We start from the raw sequence: 23,639 nt of genomic DNA on the forward strand, positions 1-23,639 counted from the left end.
GGCGATGCGGGCGGTTTCACCGTCGAGCGGGCCGACGCCCCCGCGGATGAAGCCGCCCTGCATGAGGCCGTGGCCCGGGCCTATCGCCGCCCATTCCGGCTGGAACAGGGACCGCCGATCCACGTCGCCCTGTGGCGCCGCGCCGCTGACGACCATGTTCTGCTGATTGCGGTGCATCATATCGCCATCGATGTCTGGTCGTTCGAACGGCTGCTGGAAGAGGTGAAGCAAGCGTATGCGCTGCTGATCCGTGGGGAAACGCCCCCACTTCTGCCGCCGGCGGATACCTATCGCAACTTCGTGCGCCGGCAGCGGGAGATGCTGGCCGGTGCGCGCGGACAAGCACTACGGGACCATTGGCGCGCAACGCTGACCGATGCGCCACCGGCCGACATGCCGCCGCTGGCAAGCCGGACCAGGGGGCAGCCGTCGCTGAACGGCCGTTCGCTGCATTTCACGCTTGATCCCACGGCCGCCGCCGCGCTGGAGCAGATGGGCCAGGAGAATGGCGCCACGCTGAACATGACCCTGCTGGCGGCCTGGTTGCTATTGGTGGGACGGTTGAGCGGCCGCGACGATGTGATCGCCGGCACGCCCGCCCTGGGCCGCAGCGAGCGTGCCTGGGCCGACGCCGTGGGCTTCTTTGTCAATGTGCTGCCGATCCGGGCCAGCCTGGCCGGCGATCCCGTCTGGCCGGACTTCCTGCGGCAGGTGCGCCGGGCCGTGCTGGACGCCATCACCCACCAGGATCTGCCCTTCGCCGAGATCGCAGCGCTGGCGCCGCAGGCCGACCGCGACGGGTTGCATCCGCTGTTCACCACCCTGTTCCACCTGCGCAACCTGGAGGAGATGGGGCCGTTCGCCAACCTGTTCCTGCCGGGCCGGGGCGGACGGGCGCCATTCGGGCCGCTGGAGATCGAGCCTTATTTCCTGGATCAGCAGGAAGGCCAATATCCGCTGACCATGGAATGGTTCAAGGCGGACGGGATGCTGCATGGCGTCCTGAAATATGATGTCGCACGCTATGATGAGGCGGACGCAGCGCAGGTCGCTGACCATTACCGCGCCCTGCTGGCCGGCCTGCTGCGCCAGCCGGCGGCACCGGTCGGTGCCATCAGCATCCTGACCGACGCCGACCGGCAGGCGCTGACGACGTGGCACGACAGCGGCCGGGACCCTGTCGGCGGCCGCATCGACCACCGCTTCGCCGCCCAGGCCCGGCGCACGCCCGAAGCCATCGCCGTGGTGGCGGGGGAACAGTCGGTCAGCTACCGCACACTGGACCGCCGCGCCAATGCGCTGGCCCATGTGCTGGCCGCGCGCGGCATCGGGCCGGGCCGGCTGGTCGGGATATGCATCGAACGGTCGGTGCCGATGATCGTGGCTGTGCTGGCGGTGCTGAAGGCCGGCGGTGCCTATGTGCCCTTATCCACCGACGATCCGGCCGAAAGGCTGGTCAGCATGGTCGGGGAAGCGGGGCCGGCGCTGGTGCTGGTCCAGCCCGATCGGCTGGACCGCTTTGCCGCCTGCGATCCGGACCTCATCCTGGCGGCGGACGACCTGATCGCTGAGCACGACGAGCCGCCCACCGTGACGGTGTCACCGGACGACCTGATCTATGTGCTGTTCACCTCGGGTACCACGGGCACACCCAAGGGGGTGATGGTCGCGCATGACAGTGTGGCCAATTGCCTGGACTGGCTGCAGGACACGGCACCGCTGACCGCGGCCGACGCCGTGCTGTCCAAGACACCGACAAGCTTTGATCCGTCGGTGACGGAGATGTTCTGGCCCCTGACCACCGGCGCCCGGCTGGTGCTGGCCGCCGCCGACGGGCACCGGGACCCGGCTTATCTGGTTGCCCTGATGGCGCGGGAGCGGGTCAGCGTCACCTTCACCGTGCCGTCGCAATGGCAAGCCTATCTGGAGGAACCGGGCCTCAAGGCCTGTAACGCCCTGCGCTGGGTGTTCAGCGGTGGGGAGCGCTTGCCAGCCGACCTGATCCGCCGGTTCCGCCGCGTCCTGCCCGGCACCACGCTGGTCAATGTCTATGGCCCCACAGAGGCGACGGTGTTCGTCTCCACCTGGATCTGCCCCGACGACCCAGCCGATGACGACAGCGTGCGGATCGGCGCCCCCATCGCCAATTGCCGGCTGCATGTGCTGGACGACAAGCTGTCGCCCGTGCCCGTGGGTGTGCCGGGCATGCTGTATCTGTCCGGCCGGTGCCTGGCGCGGGGCTATCTGGCCCGCCCGGACCTGACCGCGCAATCCTTCATCCAAGGCCCCGATGGCGCACCGATGTACCGGACGGGCGACCGCGTGCGTCTGGTCCGGGAAGAGGGTGGCAGTCTGGCGCTGCACTATCTCGGCCGGGCCGACGGGCAGGTCAAGCTGCGCGGCATGCGGTTGGAAACCGGAGAGGTCGAGGTGGCTCTGCTGCGCCATCCGGCCATCGCTCAGGCCCGTGTGCAGACGGTCACCGCCCCGTCGGGGGAGAACGTGCTGGGCGCCTGTCTGGTGCTGGCCACGGGCACCACGCTGGCGGAGGGCGAGGCCGCGTCATTCTTGGAATCCCGCCTGCCCGGCTGGATGGTACCGCGCCTGTGGGTGACGCTGCCGGCCCTGCCGCTGACCGCCCACGATAAGATCGACGGCGCGGCGGTCGAGCGGCACCTGCGCGCCGCCATGGCGCAGCGCACCGCTGGCCCCATGGTGGCGGACAGCTGCCCGACCTCCGACGCTGAACGCATCGTGGCTGGCATCTGGTGCGAATTGCTCAACCTGCCATCGGTGGGGCGCGACGATCATTTCTTCGACATGGGCGGCACGTCGCTTATGCTGGCCCGGTTACGGCTGCGGCTGGAACAGGCAGGATTCGGCCCGGTGGCGATGCTGGACCTGTTCCGCCTGCCGACCGTGGCCCGGCTGGCCGCACATCTGGCCGGCGCCGGAATGTCCGCACCCGTGCCGGTTCCGGTGCCGGCACGGATGGCAGCGGACAAGCATGAAATCGCAGTGATCGGCATGGCCGCCCGTCTGCCCGGTGCCGCCGATATCGATGCCTTCTGGACCAATCTGATCCAGGGCGTGGACAGCATCCGCCATTTCTCGCGTGATGCCCTGCTGGCCGCCGGGGTGTCACCCTCGGTACTGGACGATCCCACCTATGTGCCCGCCAATGGCGTGCTGGACGGGGTGGAGGAATTCGATGCCGGCTTCTTCGGCTATTCCCCGCGCGATGCGGAGACCCTGGACCCCCAGCACAGGCTGTTTCTGGAAACCGTCTGGCACGCGCTGGAACATGGCGGCTATGGCAAGCGCGGGCTGGAAGCGCGGGTCGGCATCTATGCCGGGTCGGAGATCAGCAATTATCTGCTGTTCAACCTGGCCCATCTCGTCGATCCAGCGGAGATGAATGGCGGCTACGCGCTCAGCCTCGCCAATGACAAGGATTTCCTGGCCACCCGCGCCGCCTATGCCCTGGATTTACGCGGGCCGGCCCTGACGGTACAGACTGCCTGCTCCACCTCCCTCAGCGCCGTGGCCATGGCCTGCGACGCGCTGGCGGAGGGGCGTTGTGACATGGCCTTGGCAGGTGGCGTCTCCCTGCAATTGCCGCAGGTCCAGGGATACAAGTACCGCGAAGGCATGGTCGCCTCCCCGGACGGCCGTTGCCGCCCGTTTGCCGCCGACGCCGGTGGTACCGTCAATGGCAATGGCGTCGGCGTGGTGCTGCTGAAGCCACTGGCCCGCGCCCTGGCCGATGGTGACACGGTGCATGCGGTGCTGACAGGCTGGGCGGTCAATAATGACGGCTCGCAAAAGCTGGGCTACACCGCCCCCAACGCCGATGCCCAGGCGCTGGCCTTGGCAGAGGCCTGGGCGCGTGCCGGCATCGCCCCCGCCGATCTGGGCTATGTCGAGGCGCATGGCACCGGCACACCCTTGGGTGACCCGATCGAGGTGGCGGGGCTGACCCAGGCCTGGGGTGACCGGCCGCGCGCGCCTGCCCCCTGCCTGATCGGATCGGTGAAGGGCAATATCGGCCATCTGGGTGCCGCGTCGGGCATTGCCGGGCTGATCAAGACGGTGCTGACGGTGCGGGAGGGAATGATCCCCGCCAGCCTGCATGCCGATACCCCGAACCCTTCCATCCCCTTCGCCACCGCCCCGTTCGCCCTCAATAACGCCTTGCGCGACTGGCCGGCCGGAACGGGACCGCGCCGGGCGGGGGTCAGTTCGTTCGGCATCGGCGGCACCAATGTGCATGTGGTGGTCCAGCAGGCCCCTGCCCGGCCCGACACGGCAGAGCCGACAGGCTGGCAGGTGCTGCCCGTCTCGGCCGGTAGCGCCGCCGGACTGAACAAGGCTTTACGCGACCTGACAGCCACGCTGCAAAGCCCGGCACCGCCGGCCCTGGCCGATATCGCCTTCACCTTGCAGCAGGGCCGCAGCGCCTTTGCGCACCGCGCGGCCGTTCTGGTCCGGACCGTTGGCCAACAGGCGGCATCCGCCTTGGCGCGCGCGCCAGCCAAGCGGGTGGACGGCGCCGCGGAGATCGCCTTCCTGTTCCCCGGCCAGGGTTCCCAGCATCCCGACATGCTGCTGGGCCTGTACCGCGACCGGCCGGATTTCCGCCGGCAGATCGATGACGGCCTGGCACTGCTGGCCGCAACCGACGGCACGCCCGTGCAGACGCTCCGCTCCATGCTGTACCCGGCACCGGGTGGGCGGGATAACGCAGCGGCGGCTTTGGGGCAGACCCGCAACACGCAGCCGTTCCTGTTCATCATCGAACACGCCCTGGCCCGCCTTTGGCAATCCCTGGGGGTGGCACCGCAGGCGATGATGGGGCACAGCGTCGGGGAGTATGTCGCCGCCTGCCTGGCCGGTATCTTCAGCTATGAGGATGGGTTGCGGCTGGTCGCTACGCGCGGCCGGCTGATGCAGTCCCTGCCGCCCGGCGCGATGCTGGCCGTCAACCTGCCCGCCACGGAGGTGGAACCATTTCTGTCGGACAGGATCGACCTTGCCGGCGATAACGGCCCCACGCAATGCGTGCTGTCGGGCGCGATCGACGCCATCGACGCCGTCGCCGCGACATTGGCGGCGCGCAATGTGACGACGCACCGGCTCACCACCTCGCACGCCTTCCATTCGGCGATGATGGACCCGATCCTGGACGAATTCCGCCGGACGGTCGCCGCCGTGCCGCGCCACCCGCCGCGCGTGGCCATGATCTCCTGTCTGACGGGGGATTGGCTGACCGACGCGCAGGCCTGCGATCCCGATTACTGGGTGCGGCAATTGCGTGGCGCGGTCCGCTTCCGCCAGGGGATGGAAACGCTGCTGGCCAGCAAGCACCGTATCCTGCTGGAAGTCGGCCCTGGCCGCGCCCTGGCCGGTCAGGCGCAACGGCTGGCGCAGCGTGGTGGCTTCGACGGTGCGACCATACTGGCGACGGCCCGGCGGGAAACGGAGGCGCGCGAGGACGGGGAATGTCTGGCCGAGGCCGCCGCCGCCCTGTGGACCAGCGGCGTGGACCTGTCCTGGCACGCGCTTGCCACGACGGAGGGGGGCCGGCGGGTGCCGCTGCCGCTCTATCCCTTCGACCGGCAGCGCTACTGGGTGGACCCGCCGGCAGCCGGACGACCGGCCCGGGCGGCCATGCCGGAACGGGCCGAGCCGTCGAACCGGTTCTACATCCCGCGCTGGACGCCGACCGCCCTGCCCGCGGCACCCACCATGGATGGCAACGGGCCGACCCTGATCCTCGCCGATGGCGCCGGGGTGGCGGACAGCTTGGCCGCCCGGCTGCGCGCGGGTGGCGAACGGGTCACCATGGTCAACACCCAGACCGACCTGCCTCACCGCGCGGACGCCTATGCCGACCTGCTGGAACGGGTGCGCGGCCAGGGGCCGTTGCGCCGTATCCTCCATGCCGGCTGCCTGGGTGCCGCACCGGACCGGATCGTTACGCAGGGGCTGGAAAGCCTGCTGTTCCTGGCCCAGGCCCTGGCCCGCCATCAGGAGCCGGTCGACCTGATCCTCATTGCCGATGGCGTGCAGGAGGTGGCGGGCGACGCGCCAGGGCCGGCCCATGCGGCCTTGCTGATCGGCCCCGCCCTGGTCATCCCGCGCGAATGCCCGTGGATCGCCTGCCGGATCATTGATATCGCGCCGGCCGATGGCGACCGGACCGCCGACCGCATCCTGGCCGAAATCCACGATCCGCGTGGCGACCGGCTGGTGGCTTATCGCCGCAACCGCCGCTGGGTGCGGGACTTCCAGCCGCTGACCATCGCAGACCGGGCAACCGGTTCTCTGCTGCGCCGTCGGGGTGTCTATCTGGTGACGGGCGGGCTGGGCGGCATCGGGCTGGAGATTGCCCGGTTCCTGGCGCGCGAATATCAGGCACGGCTGATCCTGTGCGGCCGCACGGCGCTGTCCCCCACCGATCCCAGACACGACATCCTGCGGGAGATCGAGGGTTACGGGGCCAGTGTCACTCTCCGGGCCGCCGATGTTGGCGATGGCGCCGCCATGGCGGCTTTGATCGCCGGCATCCTGGCCGACCATGGCGCCCTGCATGGGGTCATCCATGCCGCCGGCATCGCCGACCATGGCGCGCTGACGGCCAGGAACCCGGCCGGGATGGCGCGGGTGCTGGCACCGAAGCTGGATGGCACCCTGGTGCTGGCCGACGCGGTGGCGGATGTACCGCTGGATTTCCTCGCCCTGTTCTCCTCCAGCAGTGCCGTGCTGGGGGCCGCCGGGTTGATGGATTATGCCGCCGCCAACGCCTTCCTGGATGCGTTCGCCCATCGGCGCAGCGCCGCCGGCCTGCCTACCATCGCCATCGGCTGGGACGCCTGGGCCGATACCGGCCTGTCGCGCGGTGGCCGAGGCACGGTCAGCCGTCGCCAGGCGCTGCAGGCGCTCAGCGTGGAGGAGGGGATCGACGCCTTTGCCCGCATCATGACCCAGCCGGGTCTGCCGCATATCGTGGTCTCGCCCACCGACCTCAACGCCATGTTGGGGGAGATCGCGGCGGCCGCCCGGGAACAGCCGCAGCCGGCCCCGCACAGTTATGAGCGGCCGGAACTGGCCACCTCCTTCATCACGCCGGCCACCCCGGCCCAGCGGCAGGTGGCGGCGCTCTGGCAGGAGATCCTGGGCATCCGCGCCGTGGGCATCCAGGACAATTTCTTCGACCTGGGCGGGGATTCGCTGATCGGCTCCCGGCTGGTCGCCCGGCTGAACCAGACGTTCGGTGTCGCCCTGCCGGCGGTGACCCTGTATGAAGCTCCCACCGTGGCGGCGCTCGCCCTGCTGCTGGACCCGGCAAAAACACCGGTGGTGACGACGGTCGATACCACCGATCGGGGCAAGGACAGCCGCCGCTCGCGGCGGGACAGAAAACGGGACGATTTCCTGCCATGAGCATGACAAGCACCGAGGATGATCTGGACGGCGCCGTTGCCATCATTGGCATGGGGCTGCGTGTACCGGGTGCGAACACGCCCGATGCGTTCTGGCGTAACCTGCGCGATGGCGTCGGCTCCATCAGCCGCTTCACCCCTGATGAATTGCGGGCGGCGGGCGTGCCGGAGGCCGAATTCACCCGGCCCGACTATGTGCCCGCCGGCGGCACCCTGCCCGATATCGACCAGTTCGATGCCGGCTTCTTCGGCTTCACGGCGCGCGAGGCGGAATGCCTGGCGCCGCAGAACCGCCTGCTGTTCGAATGCTGCTGGGAAGCGTTGGAGAATGCCGGCATCGACCCGAAGGGCACGCAAGGCCGCACCGGCCTGTTTTTCGGCCAGAGCACCGACAGCTATTGGCGCAACAATGTCGAACCCAACCTGACCGCCATGGATGTCGGGCTGGATTTTTTCGCCAACCCGGATTTCCTCAGCACGGGCATCGCCTACAAGCTGGACCTGCGCGGGCCGGCCCTCACGGTGCAATCCTTCTGCTCCACCTCGCTGCTGGCGGTCCATCTGGCACGTCAGAGCCTGCTGGAGGGGGAGTGCGATATGGCGCTGGCCGGTGGCGCGTCGGTGCGGGTGCCCCAGACCCAGGGCTACCGCCACATGCCCGACAGCCTCTATTCCGCCGACGGCGTGGTGCGCAGCTTCGATGCCGGGGCCGACGGCACCCTGTTCAGCAACGGTGTGGGGGCCGTGCTGCTGAAACGGCTGGAGGATGCGCTGGAAGATGGCGACCGTATCGACGCGGTGATCCGCGGATCGGCCGCCAATAATGACGGCAGCCGCAAGGCCGGCTACAACGCGCCCAGCGTCGACGGACAGGCCCGCGTGGTGGTGCAGGCACTGCGTGATGCCGGAATATCGGCCGACAGCATCGGCTATGTCGAATGCCACGGCACCGGCACTCTGCTGGGCGATCCGATCGAGATCGCGGCCCTGACCAAGGCCTTTCGCGTCTTCACCGATCGGCGCGGCTATTGCGCCATCGGCTCCGCCAAGCCGAATATCGGCCATGCTGACCGGGCCTCGGGCGTGGTCGGCCTGATCAAGGCCGCTCTCAGCCTGCGCCACCGCATGCTGCCGGGGTTGCTGAACTTCCACGCTCCCAATCCGCGTATCGATTTCGATACCTCCCCCTTCCGTGTCGATGGCCGTACCCGTACCTGGGACGCGGATGGTGGCCCGCGCCGCGCCGGGGTGACGTCGCTGGGCTATGGCGGCACCAATGTCCATCTGGTGCTGGAGGAGGCGCCGGAACCGCCACCGCCGACGGATACGGGCGCCCGGCCCCACGCCATCCTGCTATCGGCCCGCAGCAAGGCTGCCCTGGATGCCATGGCCGACCGGCTGGCCAAGCATCTGGAGACCCATCCAGACCTGCCGCCGGCGGCCATCGCCTATACCTTGCAGGCCGGCCGCCATGGCTTCAATCATCGGCGGCTGGTGGTTGGCAACGATACTGCCACGCTGATACGCGACCTGCGCCGGCCGGCGCCGGAAACAGTCACCACCCTGCGCAACCCGCCGGTGCATTTCATTTTCACCGCCGTCCCCCTGGACCGCGTCGCCGCGCGGGCCGCTTATCGGGCCGAGCCGACCCTGCGCCGGCTGCTGGACGAGGGGCAGCCCGCGCGCTTTGACCGGGCCATTGACGGGTTGTCGGATGCGGCGGCAAAGCAGATGTTCGACCGGGCGCTGGCCCGCACCCTGATCATTTGGGGGATCAAGCCGGCCAGCCTGCGCGGCCGTTTCGATGGCGCCGGGTGGCCGGCTGACATCCCGCTGCTGCCCATCGACACCCCCACCGATCCCGCCGATATCAGGCTGACCATCACCCTGCCGGAGACGGGCGGATTGGCGCAGATGCTGGGGCAATTGTGGCTGGCCGGGGTGGAACCCGACTGGAAGGCGGTGCATGACAACGCGCCGCCGCAGCGTCTGGCCCTGCCCACCTACCCGTTCGAACGGCAGCGCCATTGGCTGGCCGGTGCGCAGGAACAGGGTGCGGCACCGGTTGCGCCGCCCCCTGCCCCCGTTGCGGAGACGCTGCCCGCCTTCCGGGTTCCATCCTGGAAAAGATTGCCGCCACGCATCCAGCCCTCCAGCCCCCCCTGCTGCCGCATCCTGGTGCTGGACCGGGGCGGAATGGGCGAAAGGCTGGCGATGGCGCTAGAGGCCAGTGGCGACACGGTGATCCGCGTCACCCCTGGCACCGCGCCCGCCAACCCGGCGGAACGCCGCTATGTCGTCGATCCCACGCAGCCCGACCAGTTGGACCGCCTGCTGACCCGCTTGCGGATCTGGGAACCAGTCGGCCTGATCCTGTGCGCCGACCCGTCCGGCCCGGACATGGCGGAACAGGCCCTGGCCGGTTTCCTGGACCTGCATCGCTGGATCAAAGCCGTGGAGGCGACCTGGGCCGGCAAGCCGTTTGCCATCCATACCTTGGCCACCGCCCTGTCACAGGTCACCGGCGCCGATCCGGTGCGCCCGGAACTGGCGCCGCTGCCCGCCCTGGCCGCCGTCGCCGCCCAGGAATATCCTGGCATCACCCTGCGCACCATCGATGCCGGGGTCGGCGTCACGGCCGCCACAATCGCAGCGGAGATCCGGTTCGCAGCCCCATCCATGGTCGCGCTGCGCGGCAATCAGCGCTGGGCACCGGGGGCCGAGCCGGTGGAACTGGCGCCCGACACGCTGGCTGGCCTGCTGCGGCCCGGTGGGGTCTATCTGATCACCGGCGGTCTGGGCGGCATCGGCCATACGCTGGCGCAGCATCTGGCCGATGCGTATCAGGCGCGTCTGGTGCTGGTATCGCGCACCGTGCCGGGGCCGCACGATAGGGGCGACAAGGCGAGGCGGCTGGCGGCATTGCGCCAACGGCGTGTCGATGTGCTGGCCCTGGCGGCCGACGCGGCTGACGCGACACAGCTTGCCAGCGTCATCACCCAGGCCCGCGCCCGTTTCGGCCGGATCGACGGCGTGATCCATGCCGCCGGCCTGCCCGGTGCGGTCATGCTGGAAACGCTGACGGCCGAACAGGCCCGGTCGGTGATGGCGCCGAAGGTCGCAGGGGCCTCGGCCCTGATCGACCTGCTGCGTGACGATCCGCCCGATTTCATGCTGTTCTGTTCCTCCCTTGCCGCCGTGGCGCCGACGGTGGGACAGGCGGATTACGCCGCCGCCAATGCCGTGCTGGACGCGCTGGCGCAGCGTCCGGACAACCCGATGCCGGTGCTGTCGGTCAACTGGAACTCCTGGCGCACGCTGGGCATGGCGCAGGATGTGTGGAACCGGGGGGCGGAAACCACCGTGCTGGACCATCCGTTGTTCCAACGCCGCATTCGCATGCCCGACGGCGAAATCCGCTATGAAGGGCGGCTGGAGGGGGAGCGCGACTGGCTGTTGGCCGAACATCGGCTGTTCGGGCGCCCGACCCTGCCCGGAACCGGGCTGGTGGCGATGGCCCTGTCGGCCTTCCTGCATCAGCAGGGCGGGTTCAGCCCCGTGGAACTGCGCGATGTTGCCCTGGTCCGCCCCCTGACAGTGGGCGCGGATGGCGGGGCGCAGATCCGCGTCAGCCTGACACCATCGGCCGGGGGCCACTTCTTCCGGGTGGACAGCCTGGTACCGGACGCCGCGCCGTTGTTGCATGGCCAGGGCCAGTTGCTGCCATTGGCGGCCAATGCCTGTCCGGCCCCGGTGCCAGTGGCGCCAGCGGCGCGATCACACGCCTTGCCCGACCGGGCCCCGCCCGACCTGCATCTGGGCCCGCGCTGGCAATCACTGACGGGATTGAGCAGCGGTGAGGGTCGCAGCGTCGCCGAACTGGCCCTGGCCCCGGATTTCCATGGCGACATGGCGACGTTCGTCCTGCACCCCGCCCTGCTGGACATTGCCACCAGCATCCATGGCCATGGGCAGGCGCCCGGCGAACTGCACCTGCCGGTCGGTTACCGCCGCCTGCGCCTCCACCGCCCCTTGGGGCCGGAATTGGTCAGTGTCGCGCAATCACCGCCCGAGGGCGCGGACGGCACAATGCGCTGGAACATGGTGCTGGCCGACCGTCAGGGGGGCGTGATGGTGGAGATCGAGGGCTATGCCCTGTCATCGCCCTTCGCCATCATGCCCGTCCTGGCCCCTCCCCCTGCCCTGGACGGGCTGCACGGCAACCCGTTCGAGGTGGACAGCATCACGCCGGAGGAAGGCGTGGCCATCTTCCGGCGGCTGCCCATCGGTATCACCCCGCAGGTGATGGTCTCCCGCGCCAGGCGCGACGTTACGGTAACAGAAACCCCGGCGGCACAGGCGGGTGTCGCGCGTGGGGTGGACCAGGATGCCAGCGCGTTCCTGACCAGCCTGTGGCAGCGCATCCTGGGTGGTCCGCCCCCGGCGCCGGACGCCAATTTCTTCGAACAGGGCGGCAATTCCCTGGGCGCCACGCGTATCCTGTCACAGATCCGCGAAAGTTTCGGCGTCACGCTCGATATTCGCAGCTTCTTCGCCACGCCGACCGTGGCGGGACTGGCCCGTCGGATCGAGGATGCCCTTGGCACCCGCACCCGCACCCCGCCGCCCGCAGAAGACGACCGGGAGGAAGGCACCCTGTGAGCGACGGGCTGGACATTCTTCTGCGGCAGTTGGAAAGCCTGGATGTCCGGCTATGGGTGGAGGCCGGGCAGTTGCGTTTCTCCGCCCCCAAGGGGGTGGTGCAGGGTGCCCTGCGCGCGACCATGCTGGAGCGCAAGGCCGATCTGGTGGCGCACCTGCTGGCCGAAAGGGCGGTGCCGGCATCGGCAAACCAGGAGATGCTGTGGTCGCTGGATCGGCTGGAGACCGACTGCCCCACGCTTTATATCGAAGCCCGCGCCGTCCGGTTGCGGGGCGATCTGGCGGTGCCGGCGTTGCAGGCGGCGTTAGACGAGTTGTTCCGCCGGCATGACAGCCTGCGCACCCGGCTGGAGCTACGGGATGGCGTGCTGTGCCAACTGGTGGCCCCCACCCTTTGCGTCCCCATTCCGGTGGAGGATGCGGCCGATCTGGACCCGGCGGCCCTGGAAGCGCGGGTGAACGCCATCGCCTGGGCGCCGTTCGACCTGCAACAAGCCCCTTTGCTGCGCCTGCATCTGCTGCGCACCGGCGTGCGCGACTGGATCCTGATCCTCAGCCAGCATCATGTGATGACCGACCGCTGGTCCATCGGGCTGCTGGTGGGCGAATTGTCCGCTCTTTACACCGCATTCCAGGATGGGCACCCGTCGCCGCTACCGCCGCCCCCGGCGCAATATAGCGACTATGCAAGATGGCAGCGCGACCGGCTGGCGGGGGAGCATGGTGCAACGCTGCTGGATTACTGGCGCCGCACCCTGGCCGATGCGCCGCCGTTGCTGGCCCTGCCTGCCGACCGCCCCTATCCCGCCCGGCAGAGCTATCGCGGCGGCCGCATCACCGTGCCGCTGGCCGCCAGCCTGCGCGAGCGTGTGGAAGGCCTGTGTTTGCAGGAACAGGCCACCCCCTTCATGGTGTTCACCGCCGCCTTCACGGCCTTGCTGCACCGGATCACCGGGCAGGATGCCATCGTCCTGGGCACCCCGATCGCCAACCGCCTGCGTCCGGAACTGGAGGCGGTGCCAGGCTATTTCGTCAATACGCTGGCGCTGCGCACCGATGTCGACGGCACGGCGCCGTTCAGCCGGCTGTTGAGCCTAGTGCGCGATACCGCTCTTTCGGCCTATGAGCATCAGGAACTGCCCTTCAGCCTGCTGGTCAATGCCCTGCCCCCCCACCGCGCCCTGAACCATCCGCCGATCTTCCAGGCGATGATCGTGCTGCAGAACATGGAGATGGCGGCGCTTTCCCTGGGTCGCTTAGCTCTGTCCCCCTATCCGCTGCGCATCGACACCGGCAAATATCCGCTGATGCTGACAATCCTGCCGGATGAGGCGGAAGGCCCGCTGCTGTGCTGGGATTACCAGGACGATGTGTTCGACGCCGCCACCGTAGCCAAGATCGCCGACCGGTTCAGCCTGCTGCTGGCCGATGCGCTGGCCAATCCTGACAAACCGGTCCGTCACCTGGCCCTGCTGACGCCGGCGGATGAGGTGCTGCTGCTGCGCGCGTCGAACCGTGACGGCGTCCGCAACGGCAATGACACCATCGCCAGCCTGTTTGCGCGTCAGGCGGCGGCGACACCTCAGGCCATCGCGATCCGTTTCCAGGACCGGCAGTTGGATTACCGGGCGCTGGATCAATGGTCCGCACGGCTGGCGCGGGCGCTGCGCCGACACGGCATCGGGCCGGGGGACCGGGTGGGTGTGCTGCTCGACCGTTCGCCCGAACTGGTCGTCACCTTGCTGGCGGTAGCGAGGGCGGGGGGCGTCTATGTGCCGCTGGACCGGCAATATCCATCCGCGCGGCTGGCCTGGATGGCGCAGGATGCCGGCATCGGCCTGCTGGTCACCGACAGGGCCGACACAGACTGGACTGACATTCCCCACCTGATGCTGGACGGCCTGTCCGATGGCGATGACGGGGCTCTTCCCGACCCCGGCATCAATGCCGGCAGCCCCGCCTATATCATGTACACGTCCGGTTCCACCGGCCGACCCAAGGGGGTGGTGATCCCGCACCGGGGCGTGGTCCGGCTGGTGCAGGGGGCCGATTACGCAACGCTGAATGCCGCGCAGACCATGCTGATGCTGGCGCCGGTATCGTTCGATGCTTCGACCCTTGAGATTTGGGGCAGCCTGCTGAATGGCGGCACCCTGCTGATCGCGCCACCGCTGGACAATGACCTGCTGGCGCTGGGTCGCATCATCCGCGAAGGCGGGGTCACCATCCTGTGGCTGACCGCCGGCCTGTTCTCCCTGATGGTCGATACGTGCCTGGACGACCTGCGCGGGGTTCGGCAATTGCTGGCCGGCGGTGACGCCCTGTCACACCGTCATGTCGCCCGGGCGCTGGCCAGTCTGCCGGATACCACCCTGATCAATGGCTATGGCCCGACGGAAAACACCACCTTCACCGCTTGCCACACCTTCGCCAAAGGGCCGCCGGGGGCGATACCGGTCGGGCGGGCCATCGCCGGCACCTGTGTCTGGATCATGGATGCGCATGGCAACCCGGTGCCGCCCGGCGTCATCGGGGAGTTGCTGACCGGCGGCGACGGGCTGGCCATCGGCTATCACAACCGCCCCGATCTGACCGCCGAGCGTTTCGTCACACTGGAAATCCGGCTGGGCGGCCGGTCATGGACGGAGCGTCTCTACCGTACCGGCGACCTGGCCCGCTGGATCCCCGATCCAGCCGGTGACGGGCTGGTGGCGGAAATCCTGGGCCGCATGGACCAGCAGGTAAAGATCCGCGGTTTCCGTATCGAGCCGGGGGAGGTGGAGGCAAGGCTGGGCACCCTCCCCTTCATCGCCGATTGCGCGGTCGTGGTCCGCCGGGACGAGGGTGAGGCGCAGTTGGTGGCCTATTACGTGCCCACGGAGGCTGGCATGGCCGGCGATCCGCGCGCAGCCCTGGCCCGCCAATTGCCGGACCATATGGTCCCCGCCCGGTTCGTGGCGCTGGACGCCCTGCCGCTGACCGCCAACGGCAAGACCGACCGCAAGGCCCTGGCATCGGATCGGTACTGCGGTGAAGCCGCCCGGGCCGGAGAGGCACCGGCCGGTCCGACCGAATGCCTGCTGGCAGAGATCTGGGCCGGGGTGCTGGACGGCGGCGGCCCGGTCTACCGCGACGACCATTTCTTCGAACGCGGCGGCAATTCCCTGACCGCGATCCGCATGATCGCCCGTGTCCGCGAGGCGCTGGCCGCCGCCGGCCGCCCGGATGCGTTGCCGGTGCGCACCATCTTCGAGAACCCCCGGCTACAAGACCTGGCCCAAATCATCGACGGCGATGTGGGACGGGTGGAAACAGCCCCCGCCCTGGCGCCGCGTGGTCTGGGCCGCACCAGCCTGCCTTTGTCGCATGCGCAGGAACGGCTATGGGTGCTGGAAAAGCTGCTGCCGATGGGCGGCACCTACAATGTGCCGGGCCAATACCGGCTGCGGGGGCCGCTGGATGTCGCAGCGCTGGAACAGGCCCTGCTGACCATCATTGCCCGCCATGACACGCTGTCGGCGGTCTTCGCCGAACAGGACGGGCGCGGCGTGCATCACATTGCCGCCACCGGTTTCCGGCTGAACCAGCGCGACTGCATCGAAGCCGACCTGCCCCTGCTATTGGCCGAGGGGGCGGAAGCCCCGTTCGACCTGGAACGCGGGCCGCCGATCCGCGCCACCCTGCTGCGCATCGGCCCGCAGGACCATTGTCTGCAGATGGTGATGCATCATCTGGTCTGCGATGGCTGGTCGGTGGCCTTATTCCTGCGCGAACTGGAAACGCTTTATGCCGGCCGTCCGGCACCCGCGCCCCTGCCGGTGCAGTACCAGGATTTCGCCGACTGGCATCGGGAATGGCTGCGCGGTCCCCGGCTGGACCGGCTGCTCTCCTATTGGCGGGGCAAGCTGGAGGGGTTGCCGGACGGGCTGGAACTACCAACCGATTTTCCCCGCCCCCCGGTGCCCGGCAACCGCGGCGCCGTGGCCAGCTTCGATATCGGTATCGATGCGGCGGCGCTGGACCGGTTGTGTCTGGGGCGCGGGGTCAGCCGTTTCATGCTGTTCTACGCTGCCTTCGCCAGCCTGTTGCAGCGGATCACGGGGCAGGCGGATTTCGGGGTGGGCACCCCCATCGCCGGCCGCCATCACCGCAATGTCGAACCGCTGATCGGCTTCTTTGCCGACACGCTGGTGCTGCGCACGCCGGTGGCAGCGGATGAGCCATTCACCGCCCTGCTTGACCGGGCACGTCAAACGGTGCTGGAGGCGTTCGACCATCAGGATCTGCCCTTCACCGCCCTGGTGGAGGCGCTGAAACCCAGCCGCCGCCTGGATATCACCCCTTTGTTCCAGGTGATGTTGGCGGTGGAGGAGGAAGCAGCGTTCGCCATCGACCTGCCGGGCCTGACGGTGACGCCAGTGGCCTGGGCCCCGCCCTTCGCCAAGTACGACCTGACCCTGACGGTTCAACCGGCCGGCACCGGCTTCACCGGCAGCCTTGAATACAACACCGACCTGTTCCAGCCGGACAGGATGGTCCGGCTGGGCCGGCAATTCGCCATCCTGCTGTCGGCGATCCTCACCGATGCGGACCAGCCGGCCGACGCCATCGACCTGCGTGACGCCACGGAACGCGCCGGCCCGCCCGGTCTGGCGGGTGAGATACGTCCCCTCCCCCCTGATGCCGGCCTGCATGAACTGGTGGCCGAACAGGCGCGGCGGACCCCGGATGCCATCGCCCTGACCTATGCCGGCACCAGCCTGACCCATGGCGCGGTGGATGCCGCCGCCAACCGGCTGGCCCATCACCTGATCGCCCACGGCCTGCGGCCCGGTGGGCTGGTCGGCGTCCATCGCCGCCGGTCCCTGGACTTACCGGTGATGCTGCTGGCCATCCTGAAAGCCGGCGGTGCCTATGTGCCGCTCAACCCGGCCCACCCGGACGGGCGCATCGCCGCCATCATCGCCACCGCCCGGCCGGCCATCATCCTGACCGGTCCGGACTTCCCACTGGCCGATATCGCCATTCCCCTGCTGGACCCGGATGCAGAGGCGGAGATCATCGCCACCTGGCCCGATACCCCGCCGGATGTGGCCCCCGCCCCCGCCAGGCCGGCCTATGTGATGTTCACTTCCGGCTCCACCGGCACGCCCAAGGGCGTGGCCGTGCCGCACCGGGCCATCGTCAATCATCAGCTTTGGTTTGGCAGCACCTTTGCACTGTCGGCGGATGACGTGCTGCTGCAGATGACGTCCTTCGATTTCGACGCGTCGGTCATCGAATTCTTCGCGCCGCTGCTGTGCGGCGGCCGTCTGGTCATCGCCCCGCCCGGCAGCGAGAAGGACCCGGCCGCCCTGCGCGACCTGATCCAGGCCGGCGGCATCACCCTGTTCCAGGCCGTGCCGGCCCTGTTGCAGGTGATGGCGGAAGGCCGGCTGCTGGCCGACTGCCCGTCGCTGCGCATCATCCTGTCGGGTGGCGAGGTGCTGGCGACCGACCTGCAGGAAAGGCTGCTGGTCCAGGTGGCGCCGGCCCGCCTGTTCAACCTTTACGGCCCGACCGAGACCTGCATCGACGCCGTGTTTCGCGAATGCCGGCCGGGATGGCGCCAGGCCACGGTGCCTATTGGCCGGCCGGTGAACAATATGCGGGCCTATGTGCTGGACAGTCAGTTGCGGCCCGTCGCGGCGGGGATGCCGGGGGAATTGTTCCTGGCCGGCGCCAATCTCGCCCTCGGCTATCTGGACGCACCGGCCCTGACCGATGCCGCCTTCCTTCCCGATCCGTTCGCGGGCGGGCGGATGTACCGCACCGGCGACCGGGTGCGGCTGGGCCCGGAGGGGTTGGAATTCCTGGGCCGCACCGACCAGCAGGTCAAGGTCCGTGGTTTCCGCATCGAAACAGCGGAGGTGGAGGCGGCGCTGAACGCCATTGCATCAGTGCGCGAAAGTGCGGTGATCGGCATCCGCCGGCCCGGCGATACCGAGCACCGGCTGCTGGCATTCATCGCCGTCGTCACCGGTACGGTGCCGCCCGACGAGGCCGTACTGCGGGCGGTACTGAAACGCACCCTGCCCGATTACATGGTGCCGGCGCATTTCATCACCCTGGATGCGCTACCCCTGGCGTCCAGCGGCAAGGTCGATCGCCGCCGGCTGGAGGTAATGGCGGGGTCTGCCCTGACCAGTGCCCCCGCGCGCACCGACCGTGTCATGCCGCATGGCGAGACCGAAACCCTGCTGGCGTCGATCTGGCAGGAGGTGCTGAAATGCGGCCCCATCGGCATCCATGACGATTTCTTCGCGCTGGGCGGCCATTCCCTGATGGCGGTGCAGGTCGTGGCGCGCATCCGCGGTCGCTGGCCGGTCGACCTGTCGGTGCGCCATGTGTTCGAGGCGCCGACCATCGCCGGCCTGTCCCTGGTTCTGGCGGACCTGCTGGCACGTGATGCCCCGCAAGCTACCCGCCCGCCGCTGGTGGCCGTGCCGCGCCGGATGGAGGCGGATGGCACGGCGCTGATGCCGGTTTCCTACGCTCAGCGCTCCCTCTGGTTCCTGGACCGGCTTGAAGGTGGCGGGCGGGCCTATACGACGGTGGGTGCCTTCGTGCTGACCGGAAGTATCGATAGTGCCGCCCTGTCCGTCGCGTTGGATGCGCTGATGCAACGGCATGAGGCGCTGCGTACCTGCTTCCTGCTGGGTGGGGACGAGCCGCGCCAACGCATCCTGCCGCCCCTGCCCATGCCATTCTCCCGCAAGAGCGCGATTGGAAGCGACGTAGCGCCCGCCGATCTGGCCCTGGCCGAGACGGCACGGCCGATTGACCTGTCGAGCGAGCCGCCGCTGCGCTTCACCCTGATCGAACTGGCACCCGACCGGCATCTGGGCGTGCTGACCTGGCACCATATCGCCACCGATGGCTGGTCGCTGGGCGTATTCGTGCGGGAGGTCGGGGAACTCTACACCGCCGCCATCACCGGGCGGCACGCCATCCTGCCGCCGCTGCCCGTGCAATATGGCGATTACGCCCTCTGGCAGGAACGCTGGCTGGCCAGCCCCGGCTTCGCCGCCCAGCTCGCCTACTGGAAGACCCAGTTGGACGGCGCGCCATCGCATCTCAACCTCTGCACCGACCGGCCACGGCCGCACCGCCAGAGCTTTCGCGGCGCCACGGTACGGTTCCAACTGGATGCGGGTCTGTGCCGCCGCCTGCTGGCCATCACGCAGGATGCCAAAGCCAGCCTGTTCATGATCTTGCTGGCGGGGTTCATGGTGCTGCTGCACCGCCATTCCCGTCAGGATGATATCCTGGTCGGCACTCCCGTCGCCAATCGGCCGGATGCCGCGCTGGAGGGGCTGATCGGCTTCTTCACCAACACTCTGGTGCTGCGCGGCCGCACGGCTGGGAACCCGCGCTTTGCCGATTTCCTGGGCGAGGTGCGGGATACCGCACTGGCGGCCTTCGCCAATCCCGACGTGCCGTTCGAGAAGCTGGTTGACGCCATCGCCCCCCCGCGCAGCCTGTCGCATTCACCGCTGTTCCAGGCGATGTTCAACCTGCAGAACACCCCGGCGGCCCCGGTTATACTGCCGGACCTGACCCTGACGCCGCTGGAGATCGATACCGGCACCGCCAAGTTCGACCTGCTGCTGACCCTGATCGGTAGCGGCGATGGGGATGGGCTGGACGGCCACTGGGAATATAGCACCGACCTGTTCGACCCGCAGACGGCCCGGCGGATGGCCGACCAGTATGTCACGCTGCTGCGGGCCGTGGCCGACGCACCGGAACAGCGCCTGCGTGAACTGGCGCTGTTTGCCGATGCCGACCGCGACCGGCTGTTGGAGACCTGCCGGGGACCGGTGCTGGACGGTGGCGGGGACGGCACCTTGCATGACCTGTTCCGACAGACCACCGCCCGCATACCCGACGGGGTGGCGGTGACGTTTGCCGGCCGCAGCCTGACATATGATGAGCTGGACCGCTGGAGCGACGGGCTGGCCCGGCGTCTGGTGGGCCTGGGCGTCCGGCCCGGCATGCCGGTCGGCATCCGGCTGGACCGGTCGCTGAAGATGGTGGCCGCCCTGCTGGGCATCCTGAAGGCGGGTGGGGCCTATGTACCGCTCGACCCCACCCTGCCGGCAGCCCGGCGGGATTTCATCATCGGCGATGCCGGGCTGGGCTGGGTGATGGGGGATGAACCGGCCGGCGGCCTGCCGCACGGGTGCCAGATCGTGCCCGTCGGTCCGGAAGGTGAAGGCCCGCGGCCGGACGTGGCGCCGTCACCGGAATCCCTCGCCTATGTGCTGTACACGTCCGGATCGACGGGGCGGCCCAAGGGCGTGCTGATGCCGCACCGGGCGCTGGTCAACCTTATCCGCTGGCAGGTGGCCGAACCCTCGTTCCGGCCCGGCCTGCGCACCCTGCAATTCACCACCCTGGGCTTCGACGTCGCCTGTCAGGAGATGTTCGCCACCTGGGCATCGGGCGGTACCCTGGTGCTGATGCCCGACGCGCTGCGCCGCGACGTACCGGCGATGATCGGCAAGGCCGCCGCCTGGGGCATTCAGCGCATCTTCCTGCCCTTCACCGCTCTGCAGCAGATGGCCGAGGCCTGGCCCCTGGCCACCACCCGCCCCCATGACCTGCGCGAACTGATCACCGCCGGGGAACGGCTGAAGGTGACGCCGGCGCTGCGGCGGATGTTCCGTGACTTGCCCAACTGCCGGCTGGTCAACCAGTACGGCCCGACCGAGACCCATGTCGCCACCGCCCTGGTGCTGCCCGACGATCCCGATACCTGGCCGGAACTGCCGCGCATTGGCCGGCCCATCGCCAATACGACCATCCATATCCTGGACGAGGAGGGGCGCCCCCTGCCGCCCGGCGTGCCGGGCCAGCTCTGGATCGCCGGCATGGCGGTCAGCCACGGCTATCTGGGCCGGCCCGACCTGACGGAGGCGGCCTTCCGCCCCGACCCGTTCGGTACGACCATGTATGCGACCGGAGACCTTGCCTGCATCCGCTGGGACGCCGGCCAGGACAGGCCGGAGATCGATTTCCTCGGCCGTATCGACCAGCAGGTGAAGATCCGCGGCTACCGCATCGAGCCGGAGGAGGTGGAGCGCGCCATCATCGCCCAGGCCCGCGCCCGCGACGTGGCCGTAGTCGCCTGGGCCGATGGTGGCGGGGAGAAGAGGCTTGTGGCCTATTACGTCCCCGCCGACGCCCAGGCCGGCGACCCGTGCCTGGTCCGCGACGGGCTGGCCGCCCTGCTACCCGATTACATGATCCCTACCTTGTGGGTGTCGCTACCCGCCCTGCCGCAGACCAGCAGCGGCAAGGTCGACCGCAAGGCGCTGCCCCCACCCGACCGGGCCCTGGCACAGACGGCCCCCGTCCTCGTCACGCCGCACAGCGCCACCGAGCGGGTGGTGGCCGGCATCTGGCAATCGGTGCTGCAGGGGCCGCCGGTCGGGCTGCACGATAATTTCTTCGACCTTGGCGGCTATTCCTTCCTGCTGCTGCGGGTGCTGGGTGAAATCCGGCGGCATTTCCCCGATGCCGGCCATGTCGGCATGGTCAGCCTGTTCGAACATCCCACGGTCCAGTCCCTGGCCCGCCTGATCGACGGTGCCCAGGCCACAGCCGTCCGCCATCGCGGACCGGCGCGTGCCGCCCGCGCCTTGCATCGCAACGATCTGCGCGGCCGCCGCACCGCCCTGCGCCATGGCACGGTGGCTTCCATCGATACCGAAGAGAGCATGACATGAATGCTGGGACGCCGATACCGGGGCCGGAGCCGATGGAAATCGCCATTATCGGCATGGCTTGCCGTTTCCCCGGCGCCCCGACCATCGCCGATTTCTGGCGCGTCCTGCGGGATGGCGTGGAGACGATCACCAGCTTCACCGACGATGAATTGCTGGCGCGCGGCGTGCCGCCGGAACTGGTCGCCAACCCGTCCTACGTGAAACGCGGGCTGGTGCTGGATGGGATCGAGGATTTCGATGCCGCCCTGTTCGGCTATTCGCCGCAGGAAGCCGCATTGCTCGACCCGCAGAACCGGTTGTTCCTGGAATGCGCCTGGGAGGCGCTGGAAGCCGCCGGCCATGGCGGCGAGGCCGGCACCCGCGATATCGGCGTGTTCGCCGGGGCCGGGGTGAACACCTATTTCCTCAACAACCTGGCCGGCAATGCCGACATCCTGGAGAATTTCGGCAGCTTCCAGGTGATGCTGGCCAACGACAAGGACTATCTGGCCACCCTCGCCTCCTACAAGCTGAACCTGACCGGTCCCGGCGTCACGGTGCAGACCGCCTGCTCCACCTCGCTGGTGGCAATCCACATGGCGTGCCAGAGCCTGCTGAACGGGGAGTGCGATCTGGCGCTGGCCGGCGGCGTTGCCGTTTCCACCCCGCAGGATCAGGGCTATCTGCATCAGGAAGGCATGATCCTGTCACCCGACGGCCATTGCCGTCCCTTCGACGCAAAAGCCGCCGGCACGCTGAACGGGGCCGGGGCCGGCGTGGTGTTGTTGCAGCCGCTGGCCGACGCGCTGGCCCAGAAGGCCAATATCCTGGGCATCATCAAGGGCAGTGCCGTCAATAATGACGGTGCGCGCAAGGTCGGTTACACGGCACCCGGGCCGGAGGGACAGGCCCGCGTCATCGCCGAGGCGCTGGATATTGCCGGCATCCATCCCGATCAGGTGGGATTTGTGGAGGCGCACGGCACCGCCACACCGTTGGGCGACCCGGTGGAGGTGGCGGCCCTGACCCGGGCCTTCCGTGCCCGCACCGCCGGTATCGGCACCTGTGCGCTGGGTTCGGTGAAAAGCAACATGGGCCATGCCGGTGCCGCCGCCGGGGTGGCGGGGTTGATCAAGGCCGTGCTGGCGCTGAAGCACCGGCAGATCCCGCCGACGCTGCATTTCCAGACGCCCAACCCCGCACTGGCCCTGGCCGACAGTCCGTTCTTCGTCAATGACCAGTTGCGCGACTGGACCGCGGCGCCGGGCGCCCGCGTGGCTGCGGTCAGTTCATTCGGCATCGGCGGCACCAATGCCCATCTGGTGGTGGCGGAGAACCGCTTCGCCGCCACGGTGACCAGCGATGCCCCTGTCCGGCCCTGTCACTTGTTGCCGCTGTCGGCCCGCACGCCGGAGGCCCTGTCGGCGATGGCGGCACGGCTGGCCACGCATCTGACGGATACCGCCGATGCCGACCCGGCCGACATCGCCCATACGCTGCGCACCGGCCGCAGGACATTCACCCAGCGACTGTTTGTCGTCGGCCATGACCGCAATGATTTGCGCCGCGCGCTGGAAAGCGGTTCGCCGCACACCGCCACGCCGAACCGCAGCGTCGCCTTCCTCTTGACCGGACATGGCGGACAGTCGGTGGGGATGACCCGCCGGCTTTATGCGACAGAGCCCGTCTTCTGCGCCGCACTGGATGAACGGGCGGCGGCCCTGGCCGCCCACACCGGCCTTGACGCACTGGCTGTTCTGCATCCCGCCCCCGGCCGGGA

Annotated in this window: 4 protein-coding genes (1 of these 4 running past the window's edge); all 4 read left to right on the top strand. The window is 68.9% G+C overall.

The window, feature by feature from the left end; translation table 11 throughout:
* Positions 1 to 69: 69 nt before the first annotated feature.
* Tightly spaced (each overlapping or abutting the next), the 4 genes in view from KBA48_RS15060 to KBA48_RS15075 form a layout consistent with a single transcriptional unit that may run on beyond the window.
* Positions 70 to 7,446 (top strand): hybrid non-ribosomal peptide synthetase/type I polyketide synthase, encoded by a 7,377-nt coding sequence (locus KBA48_RS15060; RefSeq protein ID WP_292907751.1) that lies wholly within the window; start codon positions 70 to 72, stop codon positions 7,444 to 7,446.
* Positions 7,443 to 12,107: an SDR family NAD(P)-dependent oxidoreductase gene (locus KBA48_RS15065; RefSeq protein ID WP_292907753.1), complete on the top strand. Its 4,665-nt coding sequence runs from the start codon at positions 7,443 to 7,445 to the stop codon at positions 12,105 to 12,107. The genes KBA48_RS15060 and KBA48_RS15065 overlap by 4 nt, the downstream gene beginning before the upstream one ends.
* The gene (locus KBA48_RS15070) at positions 12,104 to 21,880 is read left to right on the top strand and encodes a non-ribosomal peptide synthetase (protein ID WP_292907755.1); all 9,777 of its coding nucleotides are present in this window, start codon (positions 12,104 to 12,106) and stop codon (positions 21,878 to 21,880) included. The genes KBA48_RS15065 and KBA48_RS15070 overlap by 4 nt, the downstream gene beginning before the upstream one ends.
* Positions 21,877 to 23,639 carry the 5' portion of a non-ribosomal peptide synthetase/type I polyketide synthase gene (locus KBA48_RS15075; RefSeq protein WP_292907757.1) on the top strand. Its footprint extends 6,745 nt past the window's final position, so 1,763 of the gene's 8,508 nt are visible here — the first part of the coding sequence; it begins with the start codon at positions 21,877 to 21,879; its stop codon lies beyond the right edge, outside the window. The genes KBA48_RS15070 and KBA48_RS15075 overlap by 4 nt, the downstream gene beginning before the upstream one ends.

The organism is Niveispirillum sp., from assembly GCF_017996735.1.
Taxonomy (GTDB): domain Bacteria; phylum Pseudomonadota; class Alphaproteobacteria; order Azospirillales; family Azospirillaceae; genus Niveispirillum.

Coding starts and splice junctions, on each gene's coding strand:
- KBA48_RS15065 (WP_292907753.1), top strand. CDS start 7,443: ATGAGCATGACAAGCACCGAGGATGATCTGGACGGCGCCGTTGCCATC.